16 protein-coding genes are annotated in these 15,896 nt (G+C 47.7%); 1 reads left to right on the top strand and 15 read right to left on the bottom strand.

What is annotated here, in order from left to right; translation table 11 throughout:
* Positions 1 to 163: 163 nt before the first annotated feature.
* Positions 164 to 1,264, top strand: a complete 1,101-nt coding sequence (locus FGQ85_RS02970; RefSeq protein WP_138372614.1) for an SLC13 family permease — start codon at positions 164 to 166, stop codon at positions 1,262 to 1,264.
* Between the two features lie 95 nt (positions 1,265 to 1,359).
* Here the strand turns inward: FGQ85_RS02970 and FGQ85_RS02965 are convergent, their stop codons facing one another.
* From FGQ85_RS02965 to nth, 15 genes are all read right to left on the bottom strand, one after another.
* Positions 1,360 to 2,022, bottom strand: coding sequence for a V-type ATP synthase subunit D (locus FGQ85_RS02965; protein WP_138372613.1), 663 nt, complete (start codon positions 2,020 to 2,022; stop codon positions 1,360 to 1,362).
* 18 nt (positions 2,023 to 2,040) lie between these two features.
* On the bottom strand, positions 2,041 to 3,411 hold the full coding sequence (locus tag FGQ85_RS02960; RefSeq protein WP_138372612.1) for a V-type ATP synthase subunit B: 1,371 nt from the start codon (positions 3,409 to 3,411) through the stop codon (positions 2,041 to 2,043).
* On the bottom strand, positions 3,412 to 5,181 hold the full coding sequence (locus FGQ85_RS02955; protein WP_087166628.1) for a V-type ATP synthase subunit A: 1,770 nt from the start codon (positions 5,179 to 5,181) through the stop codon (positions 3,412 to 3,414).
* A 20-nt stretch (positions 5,182 to 5,201) separates the two neighbouring features.
* Positions 5,202 to 5,522, bottom strand: a complete 321-nt coding sequence (locus tag FGQ85_RS02950) for a V-type ATP synthase subunit F (RefSeq protein ID WP_087166627.1) — start codon at positions 5,520 to 5,522, stop codon at positions 5,202 to 5,204.
* Positions 5,515 to 6,486: a V-type ATPase subunit gene (locus tag FGQ85_RS02945; protein WP_087166626.1), complete on the bottom strand. Its 972-nt coding sequence runs from the start codon at positions 6,484 to 6,486 to the stop codon at positions 5,515 to 5,517. The genes FGQ85_RS02950 and FGQ85_RS02945 overlap by 8 nt, the downstream gene beginning before the upstream one ends.
* A gap of 34 nt (positions 6,487 to 6,520) precedes the next feature.
* Entirely contained in the window at positions 6,521 to 7,114 is a 594-nt protein-coding gene (locus FGQ85_RS02940) for a V-type ATP synthase subunit E (protein WP_138372611.1), read from the bottom strand.
* A 38-nt stretch (positions 7,115 to 7,152) separates the two neighbouring features.
* On the bottom strand, positions 7,153 to 7,638 hold the full coding sequence (locus FGQ85_RS02935; protein ID WP_087166624.1) for a V-type ATP synthase subunit K: 486 nt from the start codon (positions 7,636 to 7,638) through the stop codon (positions 7,153 to 7,155).
* Positions 7,638 to 9,659 carry a V-type ATP synthase subunit I gene (locus FGQ85_RS02930; RefSeq protein WP_138372610.1) on the bottom strand — a complete coding sequence of 674 codons (2,022 nt, stop codon included), beginning with the start codon at positions 9,657 to 9,659 and terminating at the stop codon, positions 7,638 to 7,640. Before FGQ85_RS02930 ends, FGQ85_RS02935 begins: the two co-directional genes overlap by 1 nt.
* Positions 9,660 to 9,690: 31 nt before the next feature.
* The gene (locus FGQ85_RS02925; RefSeq protein ID WP_087166622.1) at positions 9,691 to 9,999 is read right to left on the bottom strand and encodes a hypothetical protein; all 309 of its coding nucleotides are present in this window, start codon (positions 9,997 to 9,999) and stop codon (positions 9,691 to 9,693) included.
* A gap of 444 nt (positions 10,000 to 10,443) precedes the next feature.
* Entirely contained in the window at positions 10,444 to 10,941 is a 498-nt protein-coding gene (locus tag FGQ85_RS02920) for a tRNA (cytidine(34)-2'-O)-methyltransferase (RefSeq protein WP_087166621.1), read from the bottom strand.
* Positions 10,942 to 10,981: 40 nt separating this feature from the next.
* The gene (locus FGQ85_RS02915; RefSeq protein ID WP_138372609.1) at positions 10,982 to 12,157 is read right to left on the bottom strand and encodes an aminotransferase class I/II-fold pyridoxal phosphate-dependent enzyme; all 1,176 of its coding nucleotides are present in this window, start codon (positions 12,155 to 12,157) and stop codon (positions 10,982 to 10,984) included.
* Positions 12,157 to 12,639 (bottom strand): Lrp/AsnC family transcriptional regulator, encoded by a 483-nt coding sequence (locus tag FGQ85_RS02910; RefSeq protein WP_087166914.1) that lies wholly within the window; start codon positions 12,637 to 12,639, stop codon positions 12,157 to 12,159. The genes FGQ85_RS02915 and FGQ85_RS02910 overlap by 1 nt, the downstream gene beginning before the upstream one ends.
* Positions 12,640 to 12,646: 7 nt before the next feature.
* Complete coding sequence (locus FGQ85_RS02905; protein ID WP_138372608.1) at positions 12,647 to 13,630, bottom strand: AIR synthase-related protein; 984 nt, start codon at positions 13,628 to 13,630, stop codon at positions 12,647 to 12,649.
* Entirely contained in the window at positions 13,627 to 15,111 is a 1,485-nt protein-coding gene (locus FGQ85_RS02900; RefSeq protein ID WP_171027867.1) for a peptidoglycan binding domain-containing protein, read from the bottom strand. Before FGQ85_RS02900 ends, FGQ85_RS02905 begins: the two co-directional genes overlap by 4 nt.
* Before the next feature lie 141 nt (positions 15,112 to 15,252).
* The gene (gene nth, locus FGQ85_RS02895; RefSeq protein WP_087251847.1) at positions 15,253 to 15,891 is read right to left on the bottom strand and encodes an endonuclease III; all 639 of its coding nucleotides are present in this window, start codon (positions 15,889 to 15,891) and stop codon (positions 15,253 to 15,255) included.
* Positions 15,892 to 15,896 lie beyond the last annotated feature (5 nt).

The following is a 15,896-nucleotide window of genomic DNA, read 5'->3' as shown; positions in this document are numbered from 1 at the left end:
AATCTACTTTACCATATGCAAAAACTGGAATTTTGCAGCTTGCCTCCTTGTTTTCTTTTATTTTTTCAAATCCGTCCAGTTTCCTTGCAAAAATGGTGACGTTTCGACTCACTTCTGCTATAATCTCAATGGTGCAAAAAACGCACGAAAGGAATGTTGAGAAATGATAAGAAAAATCATCTGTTTATTTAAAAATGATATTGTTCTACTGGTATCTCTGTGTCTGGCTCTTCTGTCCTGCCTGATCACGCCTCCCGGGCCTGCATATCTTGGCTATATCGATTTTCATACTTTGATTTTACTTTTCTGCCTGATGCTGATTGTGGAAGGTTTAAGGGAAGCAGGCTTTTTCCTCTATATCGGAGGGCTGCTTTTAAACAGGACTTCTTCCAGGAGAGGGCTCGCGCTTACCCTCGTATTTTTATGCTTTCTGAGCAGCATGTTCATTACCAACGATGTATCCTTGATTACGTTCGTCCCGTTCGGTATTCTGATCCTGAAAATGGGCCAGATGGAATCCAGGATCTGTTATCTGACTGTCCTGATGACAATCGCTGCAAATCTGGGAAGCATGTTCACCCCGATCGGAAATCCGCAAAACCTCTACCTGTATTCCCTTTCCGGAATGAGTCTTCCGGAATTTTTATGGCTGATGCTGCCTTTTACCGCACTTGCGGCCGTGCTTCTGGCTCTCTTTTCCTTCTTTGGAACAGAACGCGGATCAATTAGTATTCAGGTCGGAAAGTCCTCGTTTCCCAGCAGAAAAGATCTTCTGTTTTTCGGGATCCTTTTCCTTTTCTGCCTGTGTTCTGTCGCCGGCTTTCTGCCAGACCGGGCACTTCTGATTCTTGTTGCCGTCCCTCTTTTCTTTCGAAAGAGGATCTTGTTTGCAAAAATTGATTATGCGCTGCTTTTGACTTTTGTATTCTTTTTTATTTTTGTGGGAAATATCGATCATTTTGAAAGTCTGCGCATCTTTATCCGCTCTGTGCTCGAGAATCACGAACGGCCGGTCAGCATTCTCGCAAGCCAGGTCATCAGCAATGTTCCGGCTGCCATGCTGCTCTCGAATTACACATCCCGTATTTCCGAGCTGATCATCGGAACGAATCTTGGCGGCCTTGGCACATTGATTGCCTCCATGGCCAGTCTGATTTCCTACCGGCAGATTTCATCCGGATATCCGGAGCAAAAAGGAAAATATATCATGATCTTTACCATCTGTAATCTTTTCTTCCTTCTTGTTCTCTATCTGGCCTTTTAGGAAGATCCAAATATCTGTCCAAAACAGTACAGGCAGATGCGGAAATGTTGTCAAGAAACAGTTTCCTTCATCTGCCTGATACATTATCACGCCGTCTATGCCTGGCGCTCTTTATAATGATGCGCATCTTCCAGCATCATGTCTTTTACTTTCATCAGCCGGATCTGAGAACTTCTCTCATTTTCATCCAGCTTCATCGTGATATAACGGATATTGTCCTGTGTCTCCGGAATGATGACATGTTCCAGCGCATTGACACGCCGTCTTGTCTTCTCAATCTCCGATGCCATCAGCTGGCATGCCTTTTCGGTTTCTGCCAGCTTTAACATATCCGGAAGAATATCGGCAAGTGACTTTACAGCTCCGTCCAGATCGCCGGACGTAAAGGCAAAGCCGTATGAGTAGATATCATTTGCATCGGCGGTCCTTGTCTTTGTTTCAAAAACAGGGATGTCCACACTCATGACGTTCCTCTCTCCCACCTGAAGTTCCACCGACTGTTTCGGCATCATCAAAGCAGTTTTCAGAACCTCGCCGGACATACCGGCTCTTGCGATTACAAAGTTTTTGTTTGCCGCCTTGATTCCGGCTTCCACTTTTTCTCTAAGCGCCATATTTTCCCTGACCAGATCAAGGAACTGGCGCATCAGCTCATCACGTTTATCTTTCAAGAGCTTATGGCCTCTTGTCGCAGTTACCAGCTTTTTCTTCAGCCTCGTCAGTTCCATACGGGTTGGTGTTACCTGTGTAGATGCCAAGCCAGTTCACCCCCATTTCTATTTGCCATAATACTGATCCAGATATTTATCATCGATACGTTTCAGCTCGCTTCTCGGTAAAATAGAGAGAAGCTTCCATCCGATTTCCAGTGTCTCCTCGATAGAACGGTCTGTTCCGTATCCCTGGGAAACGTATTCCTTCTCAAATGCATCTGCAAACTTTGCGTAGATCAGGTCAATTTCCGTCAGCGCTGCTTCACCGAGGATGACCATGAGTTCTTTCGCTTCTTTTCCACGTGCATACGCCGCAAAGAGCTGGTTCATCGTGTTGGAATGATCCGCACGGGTTTTTCCTTCACCGATTCCCTTGTCTTTCAGACGGGACAGAGACGGCAGTACATCGATCGGCGGCTGAACGCCCTTACGATAAAGATCACGACTCAGGATGATCTGGCCCTCTGTAATATATCCGGTAAGGTCCGGGATTGGATGGGTCTTGTCATCTTCCGGCATGGTCAGGATCGGAATCATCGTGATACTTCCGCTCTTTCCTTTCTGACGTCCTGCTCTTTCATACATGGATGCAAGGTCTGTATACATATATCCCGGATAGCCACGGCGGCCCGGAACTTCTTTACGGGCTGCAGATACTTCACGGAGCGCGTCCGCGTAGTTTGTGATATCCGTCAGAATAACAAGTACGTGCATGTTTTTCTCAAACGCAAGGTACTCTGCTGCTGTCAGCGCCATCTTCGGCGTGGAAATACGTTCGATAGCCGGGTCATTTGCAAGGTTGACGAACAGAACCGTACGGTCCAGAGCTCCTGTCTCCCGGAAGCTTTCCACAAAGAAGTTGGATTCTTCGAATGTGATACCCATTGCCGCGAATACAACGGCGAACGGTTCATCGGTGCCCCGCACTTTTGCCTGTCTTGCAATCTGTGCGGCAAGCTGCGCGTGCGGAAGTCCGGATGCTGAGAAAATTGGAAGTTTCTGTCCGCGGACAAGAGTGTTCAATCCATCAATTGCAGAAACTCCTGTCTGGATAAACTCTTCCGGATAACTTCTCGCCGCCGGGTTCATCGGGAGACCGTTAACATCCAGTCTATCATCCGGAAGGATTTCCGGTCCGCCGTCGATCGGACGCCCCAGTCCGTCAAAGACACGGCCGAGCATATCTTCCGATACGCCAAGCTCCATGCTTCTTCCAAGGAAACGTACCTTGCTGTTGGAAAGGTTGATTCCTGTTGCGCTTTCAAACAGCTGTACAAGTACGGTATCTCCATCTACTTCCAGAACTTTACACCGGCGGGTTTCGCCGTTTACAAGTTCGATCTCGCCCAGTTCGTCGTATGCAACGCCTTCTACCCCGCGGACCATCATAAGCGGTCCGGCAACTTCCTGAATTGTTCTATATTCTTTTGGCATTTAGAAGTCCTCCTTTCCGAATGTGTCCGCTACTTCTGCCGTAAGCTCTTCTGTCACTTTCTGATAAGCATCATCCAGCTCATCTTCGTGAGTATATTTAAAACGTCCGATCTGCTCACGTACCGGCATGCCGATCAGCTTGTTCATGGATGCTCCCTCGGAAAGAGCCCTGGAAGACTCTTCGTAGAACGCAAGCACAAGTTTCATCATGAGATACTGCTTCTTCAAAGAAGAATAAGTGTCAATCTCATGGAAGGAGTTCTGGTGCAGGAAGTCCTCACGGATGGACCGTGCGGCCTCCATCTTCAGACGGTCGGACGGTGACAGTGCATCCATACCTACCATCTTAACGATTTCGTCAAGTTCTGCCTCATCCTGAAGGAGTCCCATCATCTTCTGACGGTTATCCATCCAGTCCGCAGCTACTTCTTCGTTGAACCATTTTTCCATATCCTGCAGATACAGCGAATAACTGGTCAGCCAGTTGATCGCCGGGAAATGTCTCTTGTAAGCCAGGTTGGAATCCAGCCCCCAGAATACCTTTACGATACGAAGGGTTGCCTGGGATACCGGTTCGGAAATATCACCACCCGGAGGAGATACAGCTCCGATTACGGAAAGAGCCCCCTCTCGTCCGTCTTTTCCAAGAGAAACCACATGGCCTGCACGCTCATAGAACTGCGCCAGACGGCTTCCGAGGTAAGCCGGATATCCTTCTTCACCAGGCATTTCTTCCAGACGTCCGGACATCTCACGGAGCGCCTCTGCCCACCGGGATGTGGAGTCTGCCATCAAAGCTACGGAATATCCCATATCGCGGAAATATTCCGCGATCGTAATTCCTGTATAAATGGATGCCTCACGCGCTGCAACCGGCATATCCGATGTATTGGCGATCAGAACGGTTCTCTCCATCAGGGACTCGCCTGTCTTCGGGTCCTTCAGTTCCGGGAATTCGTTCAGAACGTCGGTCATCTCGTTTCCACGCTCTCCACATCCGATATATACGACAATATCTGCTTCCGCCCATTTTGCAAGCTGATGCTGAATAACTGTTTTTCCACTTCCGAATGGTCCCGGAACCGCAGCCACACCGCCTTTTGCAATCGGGAAGAATGTATCAATAACACGCTGTCCTGTGATCAGCGGCATCTCAGGAGCAAGTTTCTTCTGATACGGACGTCCACGTCTTACCGGCCATTTCTGCATCATGGTAAGCTCTTTGTCTCCTTCCGGAGTGGAAAGTACCGCAACCACTTCTTCGACAGTGAAAGAACCGGAACGGATCTCTTTTACTGTTCCTTTTACATTCGGAGGTACCATGATTTTCTGCTGTACGACAATGGTCTCCTGAACAGTTCCGAGCACGTCTCCGCCCTCAACTTCGTCTCCTACTTTAGCTACCGGAACGAACTCCCATTTCTTGTCCCGTTTCAGGGATGGGACTTCGACTCCGCGTTTCAGGCTGTTTCCGCCTGTCACTTTCATAATATCATCAAGCGGACGCTGGATACCGTCGTAGATGCTTGTGATCAGTCCAGGTCCAAGCTCTACGGACATCGGCACATCCATGGACTCTACCGGTTCGCCCGGTTTCAGTCCCGCCGTTTCTTCATAAACCTGTACAGAGGCCTGATCACCGTGGATTTCGATGATCTCTCCGATTAATCGCTGATCACTTACACGAACCACGTCAAACATGTTGGCGTCACGCATTCCTTCAGCGATAACCAGCGGCCCTGCCACTTTCTTTATCGTTCCCTTACTCATTTCGACAATCACCTGCTTTCCTAATTACCACCAAACAGAATATCGGAGCCTACGGCCTGCTCTACAGACTTCTTTACCCCTTCGATTCCGGCGCCCGTGTTTCCGCTGATTCCAGGAATCTGGATCACAGTCGGCACAATTGCGTCCTTATATCTGTCTATTTCGTGTTTCAAGACAGCCGCCAGAGCTTCGGTCACATAGATGATACCTGTCTTTGCCTCCGCCAGCTGTACAAATGTCTTCTTTGCCTCCTCCGGGCTGTTTACGGGACAGATGTCAAGACCCAGGGCCGCAAAACCGTAAATGCTGTCATAATCGCCTAATACTGCTATCTTATACATACATCTCCCTTACCCTTTCCCGGATGGATTCTTCCGGAAGTTCATTTTGCTTTCCGGTCAGTATGATCCTCACCGTTTTTATTTCATTTTCCCGCGCAAGCACATACGCAACAACCGGTCCGATTGTAAACGGGTTGTATAACTGCGGGCGGATCGTTTCGATAATCCGGTTGTCGCACCAGCATTCAAAAGCGGAAGCCGACTCTCTCAGTGCCTGCGCCCCTCCTTTATATGCTGTGCCTTCCAGATATTCTGCAATTGTATCTACTCCGCCAAGCGCTGCCCTGCAGAGCGCATCGACATCCAGACTTCCGCACTCTGCCATCGCATTTTTCATAAATTCCAGACTTTTTGCGGTTTTCTGTGAACGTACCGCGATTTTAATATCCGCCACCGCGACAGTGGACTCGGCATATTCCCGGATAATGTCATCCTCTGCGTTTTTCCCTGCCTGATAGACAGCCTCAAGAGCCGCCCTGTCAATCATGATGTCACAAAGCTGTCCATCCTGCGTATGCAGAAGTGTCTCATACGCTTCTCTGGCAGCCCCCGCCATGTAATCGGGCAGCTTTTCGAATTCTTTGTTTTTTACACTGTCCAGTATCTCTCTGGCAGGAATTCTCGTCCCGCTGATGAAAATACCCGGAATCTCTGTTCCGGAAGCTACCATTTTAATCGCAGCCTTCAGATTGTGAAAAAGATCCGGGTAAGACAGTACGTCAAACACGGACATATCATCGATCATACCGCCGACTTCCGCCCAGGTCTTTTCCCGTTCACATGTCAATATCGCTTCAGCATCAGATGGTGTGTCCGCATTTCCCCACCCCTTCTCCTGAAGAAGCTGCAGACATTGTTTTTCATCCCTGCACGCAAGGAGCTGTTCAATATCCGCCTGGGAAAACAGCGATACTTCCATTGACCTGATCCGCGCAACCGCATAGGTGTATTGATTTTTTGCCATTGGTTAAATCCTCCTTCTCGCGGAATTGCGCTGTCTAAAAAAATAATAATCTATTAACCTTATCCTGCAGCTCATCCTTTCTGGAATCAAAAAGCGCCCTGAAAGAGCAGTTTTCCTCAACTCCTCCATATACAAGGACAAAACCGCCTTCCATCCGTCTTGTCTCACCGGAAACAGTAAGACTGCCGCCCTTTTCTTTTGCTGCCCGGGCGATTTCCGCCCGAAATCCTTCCGGCATCCTTCCAAGGTCTTTTTCGGAAAACAGTATCTCTCCTTCCTTCGGAAGCGCAAATTTTCTAATCATTTTTGCAATCACTTCAAAATAGGCTTCTGTCTCCATCGAGCAGAATGTCTGATATGCCTTTTCGATTGTATCGGAAATAATCTCCTGCTTCGCCAAAAGAAGGGCTGTTCGCCTCTTCTGCTCATCGGCCAGGCGGTGGCGGCTCTCATATCCTGCAAGTTCTTTTTCAGATTTTTCTTCAATCTCCGTCTTCAGGATCTCCGCCTCTTTTTCTGCTTCCGAAAGGATCGCTTCAGCACGTGATGCGGCGTCCGCTTCTTTCTGTGATGCTGCGGCATCCGCTTCTTCCAGAATCTGGCTGATCATTTTATCTAATCCAGTCATTCTTAAGCTCTCCTTTACTTTTAGATTTTGTCCTGATACTATACCTGAATTGCTGTAACAGCAAGGATGGAAATCAAAAGTGAAAGGATCGCGTAAGTCTCAACCATTGCCGGGAACAGCATGGCTTTACCGAACTGCTCCGGTTTCTTTGCCACAATTCCGATTGCAGCCACTGCAGTTCTTCCCTGATGTTTTGCGGAAACAAGTCCGACGAGCGCAACCGGCAGGCAGGCAATCAGAATCAGCAGCCCTGTTCTCACATCAAGATCTGCCGGACTTCCTCCGAGAAGACCGATCTTGGAAAGTGTAATGAACGCAACAAGCAGACCGTAAATTCCCTGTGTACCAGGCAGAAGCTGAATAATCAGAACCTTTGCGAACTTTGACGGATCTTCCGTCACAACTCCGGACGCTGCCTGTCCGGCAATACCTACTCCATACGCAGAACCCATACCTGCTAAAATAACTGCCAGCGCAGCACCTAATAACGCATAAACAAGCCCTAAATTTTCAAAAATACTCATTACAATTCTTCCTCCTTCATAATATCCATATATTTTGTGTCTGAATGAAACGGTGCAAATGCTCTTCCGCCGCCGTCATAAAACTTCCCGAAGAACTCTACGAACTGCAGCCTGTTTGTATGCACATACGCACCCAGAAGATTAATCCCAAGATTTAACGTATGACCTACGATAAAAATTAAAATAAATCCGATAATTCCGATAATGCCGTTTCCAAGCATGCCCGCCATCTGGTTTACAACAGAAGCAATAACTCCCGTGGCAAGTCCCAGTGCCAGCAGACGGGAATAGGATAAAACATCACTGAGCCACCCTGTAATGTTGTACAGATCATAGGCTCCAAGTGCCAGCCGAAGCGCAGGATTCTTTCTTCCGCGCCCGGACATCAGTACGATTCCTGCCGCTCCGGCAATGGCAAGTACTTTTGCAAGCAGATTCACCGGCTCCGGCAGTACAATATGCGCCTGTGCAATGGATGCAAAAATACTGCTTGGAAGCAACATCAAAATCAGTCCGACAAGCAGGCAGTACCACAAAACCACATCACAGAAAAAGTCCATGTAGCGCTTGTCCCTCAGACACATGTATCCTTTAATTCCAAGACCTGTAAACAGATGAATCAACCCAAACAACATGGAGAATACAAGCAGTTTCATCGGATCATTCAGCGGCATGAACCATACCGCCGGTACCGTCACTGTTACTCCAAAAAACTTTTCAGATACAATATCTACAATATTTCCAAAATATCCTCCAAACAGAACGCCCCATACGATTGTAGAAATTCCACAGTACATAAACATTCTGAGTGATTTCGCCATACTTTCGGACATTCTTGGAAACTTCTTTAAAAGAACCGCACAGGCTACGAACACAATCAGCCCATACGCCGCGTCGGAAAGCATCATTCCAAACAGAAACACATAAAACACAAACATAATTCTGGTCGGATCCACTTCTCCCTTTCCCGGAAGTCCAAATGCCTCGAGAACACCTTCCACCGAAGCTGCCGCCTTTCCGTTTTCCAGCTGTACAGGCGCCTCTTCATCCTCTGCAAGCTCCTCAATCTCTACAGAGAGCGTAAATTGACGCTCCAGTCTCTGCGCCAGCTTTTTCGCATTCTTGGCTGCCACATATCCGCTGACAAGAAATGTCTTCTGTGTCTGCGGAATCTTTGCAAGAGCTTCATATCTCTGTGCTCTTGTCCTGCAATAATCCGAAAGCATCTTCAGGTTCTCTCTGAGATCCGCCATCGATCTGATCTCTTCCTGGATCCCCGCGATATTACTCCGGACCTTCTCCATTTTCTTTTCGATTTCTTCCAGCTCCTGTGCCGGAATCTTCTCCCAGGACTGTGCCGGTCTGGAAAAGCCGAAAGCTCTGAGTGCTTCTTCCAGTCTGTCGGCTTCGGTTCTCAGACATACCGCCGTCAGGCAGGTCTGATCTTTGTCTGCAGAAATAATCTCGACATCTACCGCAGACAGATCAGGTGCCGTCTGTGCAATTCTGGTCAGGATCTCCTCCTGCGTCATAACACTTCCGATACTGCCGATAAAAATTCTGGTCTTTTTAGTCCCCTCACAGTTCATCGGAATATCCAGTGCCAGCCACGGTGTGAGCGCTTCCTTCTGTGTCTGCAGTTTCACGATCTCGGCTTTGTTTTCCGCCTCCTTTTTCTTTAAAGAAAGAATTTTCCCGGCAGACTCAAGAATCGCTTCTCTCTCTTTGACAGCAGCCAAAAAGCTGTCTCTTGCCACCAGTTTCTTCCCCTCCAGGGAGGCAAAAATCGAAGTTTTTTCCGGAGCATATTCCTGCAGTGCATCCAGCGCCTGATCCAGCATCAGAGCCTGCTTCTCAGATCTCTGTTTCTCTTCAGCTGTATCCGGTCTGTCCAGTCCGTCCGCCGTCACTTTGGAAGTCTCGATCTCCAGTACTCCCAGTTCCTGAAGTTCTTCCAGTATTGCCTTCCGGTCTTTTTTCAACGCGCAGATACTGATTCGCTGCATCTGCAATACTGACATATGGAAACTCCTCCTTTCTTGTTGCAAAGCGTCATGACAGCTCTCTGAGAATCATCTCCACTGCCTGCGCTTCCCTTTGATCTGCTATTGCCCTTAAGGCATCCACTTCTTTCTGAGTATCCGCATCGAAAGCCCCTTCTTCTTCTTTCAATTTTACTTTCAATGTTTCCATCCTCTTCTCTGCTCTTTCCTGTGCCTCATTGACAACAGCCTCTTTCAATTCACCGGCTTTCTGATTTGCTTTGGCGAGCACCTCAGACGCTTTGTCATCGGCCTGCTTCAAGGTATCAGCTGCTTTCGCTTCCGCCTCCTGTACAGCCTGAATTGTTTTCTGTATCACCTTCTCACCACCTTTGTCTATAAATCTCTGCCCCATATAGATTTATCTTAGCATAAAATATTTTAAACTGCAATTTTTTCAATGTGCAATTCCGATAATGAAAAAGTTCCTTCTCTTCTTATTATAATGCAATTTGCACAAATGAAACGATTCGTAACTTTTTCGGCTGATATTTTACTTATTGATGAATCTTTTGAAACATCCTGTATCTAAATATTTTGTCTATAATAGAAAAAAACTATTTCAAAATTGTTATTTTTTTCTCAAAGAGTACCGTTTTTTTCGTACTTTAGTCTATAAATATGCATTTTCAGAAATTTTATCCTGTTTTGGAGTTCTTTGTGAAAGAGAATTTTCCCTCTGTAACATGATGTGTCATTAGAATTCCGCAAAAGCAGTCTGTATCAGACAGAACCGCCTTTGCGGAAATAAGATATCTTTTGTTTATTCTTTCCAGTCCAGCCTGTGCAGATGTCCTTCCAGGTTCATTCCCGCAAATCCGTTCTGGCGGAGCGCTTCGTACAGAACAATCGCCGCCGAATTACCAAGATTCAGGGAACGGATATCCCCGATCATGGGAATCCGGATGCAGGTATCCTCATAATCGACAAGGATTTCCTCCGGAATTCCCGCGCTTTCTTTTCCGAACATAATGTAACAGTCCGGCTCATAGCGGACATCCGTGTAAATCTGGTGCGCTTTCGTCGTGGCCATATAGATTTTGGCTCCAGGATTCTGCTCCAGAAAATCCTGAAAATCAATATAAGTCCGGACATCCAGCTGATCCCAGTAGTCCATCCCGGCCCGTTTTAAGTTTTTCTCTGTCAGGCGGAAACCAAGAGGCTCAATCAGATGAAGCCTCGCGCCCGCCGCCACACAGGTGCGCCCTATATTTCCGGTGTTTGCCGGAATTTCCGGCTCATGCAGCACAATATTCAGCATGTGATTCCTCCCCCGCACACGCTGTCCTGATATGACAGCATCATGCTTTCTTTTGATTTCTAAGCTTTGTAATAAAGTTTTCCAGACGCCCGATCGCAACTTTCAGGTCATCCAGCGAATACGCATAGGAAATACGCAGGAAGCCTTCCCCGCAGTCTCCAAATGCCGTCCCCGGCACGACAGCCACCTTCTCTTCCTCCAGAAAGCGTGTCGCGAATTCTTCCGAGGTCATTCCGAACTCCTGAATGCCCGGGAACATGTAGAACGCTCCCTCCGGCTCAAAGCATTGCAGCCCCATCCGCTGAAACTCATGCAGAAGGTATCGTCTTCTCTGATTATACGCCTTTCTCATCTCCTGGACTTCATCCTCGCAGTTTCTCAGTCCCTCCACAGCCGCATACTGGCTGTTGGTCGGTGCGCACATGATGGCATACTGATGGATCTTTAACATCTGTTCCAGAATCGGAGCCGGTCCGCACGCATATCCAAGCCGCCATCCGGTCATGGCAAATCCTTTGGAGAAACCATTAATCACAATCGTTCTCTCTCTCATTCCAGGAAATGATGCGATAGAGACATGCTCCGTTCCATAAGTCAGCTCCGAATAAATCTCATCGGAGATTACAAAGAGATCATGCTCCACGACTGCTTCTGCAATCGGCTCAAGATCCTCCTTCGTCATGATAGATCCTGTCGGATTATTTGGAAATGGAAGTACAAGAATCTTCGTTCTGTCCGTAATCTTTTCTTCCAGCTCGTCTCTTGTCAGTTTGAATTTGTTCTTCTCCTGCAGCGGAATCACTACCGGTACTCCGTCCGCCAGCACCGCACACGGCAGATAGGAGACATAGCTTGGCTGCGGGATCAGTACCTCATCCCCCGGATTCAGCATGGCACGCATGGCGATGTCGATTCCTTCACTTCCTCCGACCGTCACAACGATCTCGGATGCCGGATCGTAGGAAACCTGAATCTTCCGCTCCAGATATTTTGAAATTTCGTCTTTTAATTCTTTCAGCCCCGCATTGGATGTATAGAATGTCCGTCCTCTTTCCAGAGAGTAGATTCCCTCTTCACGGATTCTCCACGGAGTATCAAAATCCGGCTCACCCACTCCCAGGGAAATCGCGTCTTTCATCTCATTTACAATATCAAAAAACTTCCGGATACCGGACGGCTGTATATTTACAATCTTATCGGATAATGGATTTCTCATTACGGCATCACCAGCATCCTTTCTGCCTTCTTCTGAGGCGCAAGAATCGTTCCGTGGTCCTTATATTTCTTTAAAATGAAATGGGTTGCCGTGGAAAGCACCGGTTCGATCGGGGAAAGTTTCTCTGAAACAAACCGGGATACCTCCTTGAGTGTCTTCCCTTCCAGAATAATCAGAAAATCATATGCTCCTGAAATAAGATAGACCGCTGTAACTTCCGGGAAATTGTAGATCCGCTCCGCAATCCGGTCAAATCCCAGATCTCTCTGCGGTGTCACCCGGACTTCAATCAGGGCTGTCACAGACTCTTCCCCTGTCTTGTCCCAGTCAATCAATGTATGGTAGCCGCAGATAATCTTTTCTTTCTCCATGTCCGCGATCTCATTTGCGATCGTTGCCTCGTCTGTTCCGAGAAGCACTGCCAGCTCCCCTAAATCCACACGGCTGTTCTTTTCCAGGTAACGCAATATTTCCGTTCTCATATTCATCTTATTTTCCTCCTTTACAGATCCGAAACCACTCATCCTCAGCCGGACGGTCCGTACACCGTCTCTCCTCCCCATTGAGAATGATTTTATCCTTTCCTGCTTTCATCTTTCCGATGACGGACGCCATTATCTGGTCCCGTTTACAAGCCTCAACAAAACCACGTCCATCTTCAAGGATCATAAGCAGACATCCTCCCGATGCCATCTGATATGGATTCAGTCTGAAAAGCTCGCAGATCTCGATGATATCCTGGCGGACCGGAAATGTTTTCAGATCCACCTCGTATCCCGTTTTCGTCTCTTCCGCCAGTTCCCACAGAGCTCCAAATACTCCGCCGTCTGTCACCGGCTTGATAAAATCCGCATGATATTCTTCTGCTTTTCTGACTGCTTTTTCTGCAAACAGAGTCCCTCTGGAATCCAGAAGTTTCTGCAAAAATACCGGCACAAACCGCTCCCGGATTTCCACCTCTTTTTCGTGCAGAACCCGAAGGCTCCCTTCGAGTGCAACCGGATTGACAAGAACCAGATCCTTTCCGTCGTATCCCTTTTCCGGTTCTTCGTCCGTACTTTCACATGTACCGAATCCGGTAACCGACACGGTAAATACATCTGCATCAGGATATACTTCGGTAAATATATTCAGAATCTGAAATCCCTGCTCTTTTGCCGTTTCTTTTAGAATCTCCGACATTTCCTTTATGGAGTCTTCCTCTGTCTGCTCCGGCACGAGGACGGACACCCTTACCCCAAACGGATGCCCGCCCTCCGCGGCGACAGCCGTCACCGCCCTGGCCGCGGCATAGACAAAAAGATCCTTCTCCCTTCCGGTCATGAGAATCTCCGAAACCACCAGTTCTTTGGCACCAAGCGGTATTTTCGTACAGCGTTTCCAGCTGTACGGCGAAAGTGCCGGATGATCATCTTTTAATTTTCTATATACAGACCGCTGATATGCAGCCTGTGTCAAAATCCCTTTTCTCATCTTTCCTGTCCTTTACTGTTCCTTGCCTGTTCGACCGCCCTTTCGATGGTCTCCTGATCCTGTGTGGCAACCGCCTCTTTCAGTGCTTCTTTTGTTTTTTCATCGTCTGTCTTTATGCCGACGCTCACAATCCTGCTGACCGCCTCGTATTCGGATGCACCGACTTCCTCTTCATCGGATTTTTCACCGTCTTCTTTTACAATCTTCAAAAGAGTCACTGTGCTTTCCGGCGATCCGCTCTCCTTTACTTCGGTTTTTCCGGCTGCAAGCGCAGCGTCCTCCTCATAGACAGTCGCCACCTCAGAGTCCTCTTTCTCTTCCGTCTCGGTTTTGAAAGAAATGCTTCTCTCTTTCTCACGGGTTTCTTCCCCGTAAATGGTACAGACAAGCTCTTCATCTCCATTGATATAGGCTTCAATATAAAGAGGCGACTCTGTTGTATTTTCTATTTTCAGATCCTTCTCTTCCGAGAGAACCGCTTCCATTCCCGCGTCTACATATTCCGGAAGCGTTTCTGATTCATGTCGTTCGGAAATCCCGGTCTCTGCATACAGGGCAGCATCATAGAGGCTGGTAGCCATCAGATCCAGCGCTTCCTGAGACATCTCCTCCCCGGAATGCTCTTCCAGCACTTTCTGAAGGGAAAGTTCCTTTTCCGGCATCACAATCTGTCCGTTCAGATCTCCGGTCAACGTCAGAAGCTCCTGGCGCGTCTCATCATTCCGGATCTCTACAGATGCACTGCCAAGCTCGTCCTGAACCGCTTCCAGGTCGTCCCGGCTGATATTCGGCTCATCCTTTTCGGATTTCACCTCAATTTCCACATCTTTTCCTTTCTCAAGATCGCCCAGCCTGTCAACGATCTCATCCAGAACATCCTGAACTGCCGCTTTCTCTCCGTCTTTTTCATCGGTGATCTGAAATACGCCTCCGACCCTTGTAATCTTTGCGTTCACTGCCTCTTCAAAGAAGTCTGCTGTTTTCTCTTCCAGCACTTTTTCCGCTGTTTCCTCATCGATCTGATAATCGTCTGCGTATTCTACTTTCTCTTTCTTTGCCTGCCGTATTTTCCTGTATCGCTGATACAGATTTCCGTGCTTCCCGTATTCGGACGCCTCTTTTACAAGACTCTCCAAATCACCCTGCCGGATTCCAAGCTCGGAGACTGTCACCTGTGCCGTCTTTCCGTCTGCTTTCAGTGTAACCGGCGTATGTTTCATAACCGTCCACCGGTCCTCTAACTTTTCAAGCGCCTCCTTTTCTGTCATACCGGAAACATCTACTCCCTGAACAAATACATTCTGCTCAATCTGCTCCCGATCCATTCTGTGTACATAACGGTAGACAGAAGAATAAAAAATGCCAATGACAAAAAGAGCACATAGAAAAGCCAGCCCGGCAAGGGCTATGAACTTTCTTTTCTGTGCTGCACTCATTCTCCTCTGCGTGTGTTTTGGATTTTCTTTCTTCCGTTCTCCCATAGGCGCTCCCACCATTTCTCCTAAATCAGATAAGGTATAATAGACGTTGCTACCATTGCTATAATCACCAGTATAATCACAATTGCCACAAGTCTTCGTGTCTTTTTATCATGGAAATTCATCCCATCATCCTTTCTCCTGTCAGACTTTTCCTTTTATTTTATACTCTTCACAGTATTTTTGCAAGGAACATTCCCCGCACTTTGGACTTCTTGCCGTGCAGATCGTCCTTCCAAACTGAATAATCTGGATGTTGTAGAGAATCCAGTGGTCTTTTGGCAGTTCTTTCATCAGATCCTGCTCAATCTTCTCCGGATCCTCATTTGTCGTAAATCCAAGTCTCCTTGAAATCCGTTTCACGTGGGTATCTACCACAACACTTGGATCGTGGTAAATATTGCCCCGTATCACATTGGCGGTTTTCCGCCCTACTCCCGCAAGCGACGTCAGCTCCTCCAGCGTGGACGGTACCTCATCGTGATACTTTTCGTGAATGTCCTTCATGCACGCAATCAGGTTTTTCGCCTTGTTATGGTAAAATCCGGTAGGCCGGATATCTTCTTCCAGTTCTTTTAAATCCGCTGCCGCAATGTCTCCCGGTGATGTGTACTTCTGAAACAGATCTTTCGTCACGATATTGACCCGCGCGTCCGTACACTGCGCGCTCAGCATGGTGGCCGCCAGAAGCTGCCACGGCGTCTCATAATTCAGATAACATTTATATTCTGTTCCAAACTGCTGATCCAGAATATCCAGAATCTCCTTTGTCCGTTTCTTCATTTTTC

Source organism: Pseudoflavonifractor sp. BSD2780061688st1 E11, assembly GCF_005844125.1.
Lineage (GTDB): Bacteria > Bacillota > Clostridia > Lachnospirales > Lachnospiraceae > Sellimonas > Sellimonas catena.
This window is presented reverse-complemented; position numbering and strand designations above follow the sequence as displayed.

What these genes read in the sequence shown, in the direction of transcription:
- FGQ85_RS02970 (WP_138372614.1), top strand. Translation starts at nt 164, where the DNA reads ATGATAAGAAAAATCATCTGTTTATTTAAAAATGATATTGTTCTACTG.
- FGQ85_RS02960 (WP_138372612.1), bottom strand. Translation starts at nt 3,411, where the DNA reads ATGCCAAAAGAATATAGAACAATTCAGGAAGTTGCCGGACCGCTTATG.
- FGQ85_RS02955 (WP_087166628.1), bottom strand. Translation starts at nt 5,181, where the DNA reads ATGAGTAAGGGAACGATAAAGAAAGTGGCAGGGCCGCTGGTTATCGCT.
- FGQ85_RS02950 (WP_087166627.1), bottom strand. Translation starts at nt 5,522, where the DNA reads ATGTATAAGATAGCAGTATTAGGCGATTATGACAGCATTTACGGTTTT.
- FGQ85_RS02945 (WP_087166626.1), bottom strand. Translation starts at nt 6,486, where the DNA reads ATGGCAAAAAATCAATACACCTATGCGGTTGCGCGGATCAGGTCAATG.
- FGQ85_RS02940 (WP_138372611.1), bottom strand. Translation starts at nt 7,114, where the DNA reads ATGACTGGATTAGATAAAATGATCAGCCAGATTCTGGAAGAAGCGGAT.
- FGQ85_RS02935 (WP_087166624.1), bottom strand. Translation starts at nt 7,638, where the DNA reads ATGAGTATTTTTGAAAATTTAGGGCTTGTTTATGCGTTATTAGGTGCT.
- FGQ85_RS02930 (WP_138372610.1), bottom strand. Translation starts at nt 9,659, where the DNA reads ATGTCAGTATTGCAGATGCAGCGAATCAGTATCTGCGCGTTGAAAAAA.
- FGQ85_RS02920 (WP_087166621.1), bottom strand. Translation starts at nt 10,941, where the DNA reads ATGCTGAATATTGTGCTGCATGAGCCGGAAATTCCGGCAAACACCGGA.
- FGQ85_RS02915 (WP_138372609.1), bottom strand. Translation starts at nt 12,157, where the DNA reads ATGAGAAATCCATTATCCGATAAGATTGTAAATATACAGCCGTCCGGT.
- FGQ85_RS02910 (WP_087166914.1), bottom strand. Translation starts at nt 12,639, where the DNA reads ATGAGAACGGAAATATTGCGTTACCTGGAAAAGAACAGCCGTGTGGAT.
- FGQ85_RS02905 (WP_138372608.1), bottom strand. Translation starts at nt 13,630, where the DNA reads ATGAGAAAAGGGATTTTGACACAGGCTGCATATCAGCGGTCTGTATAT.
- FGQ85_RS02900 (WP_171027867.1), bottom strand. Translation starts at nt 15,111, where the DNA reads ATGGGAGAACGGAAGAAAGAAAATCCAAAACACACGCAGAGGAGAATG.
- nth (WP_087251847.1), bottom strand. Translation starts at nt 15,891, where the DNA reads ATGAAGAAACGGACAAAGGAGATTCTGGATATTCTGGATCAGCAGTTT.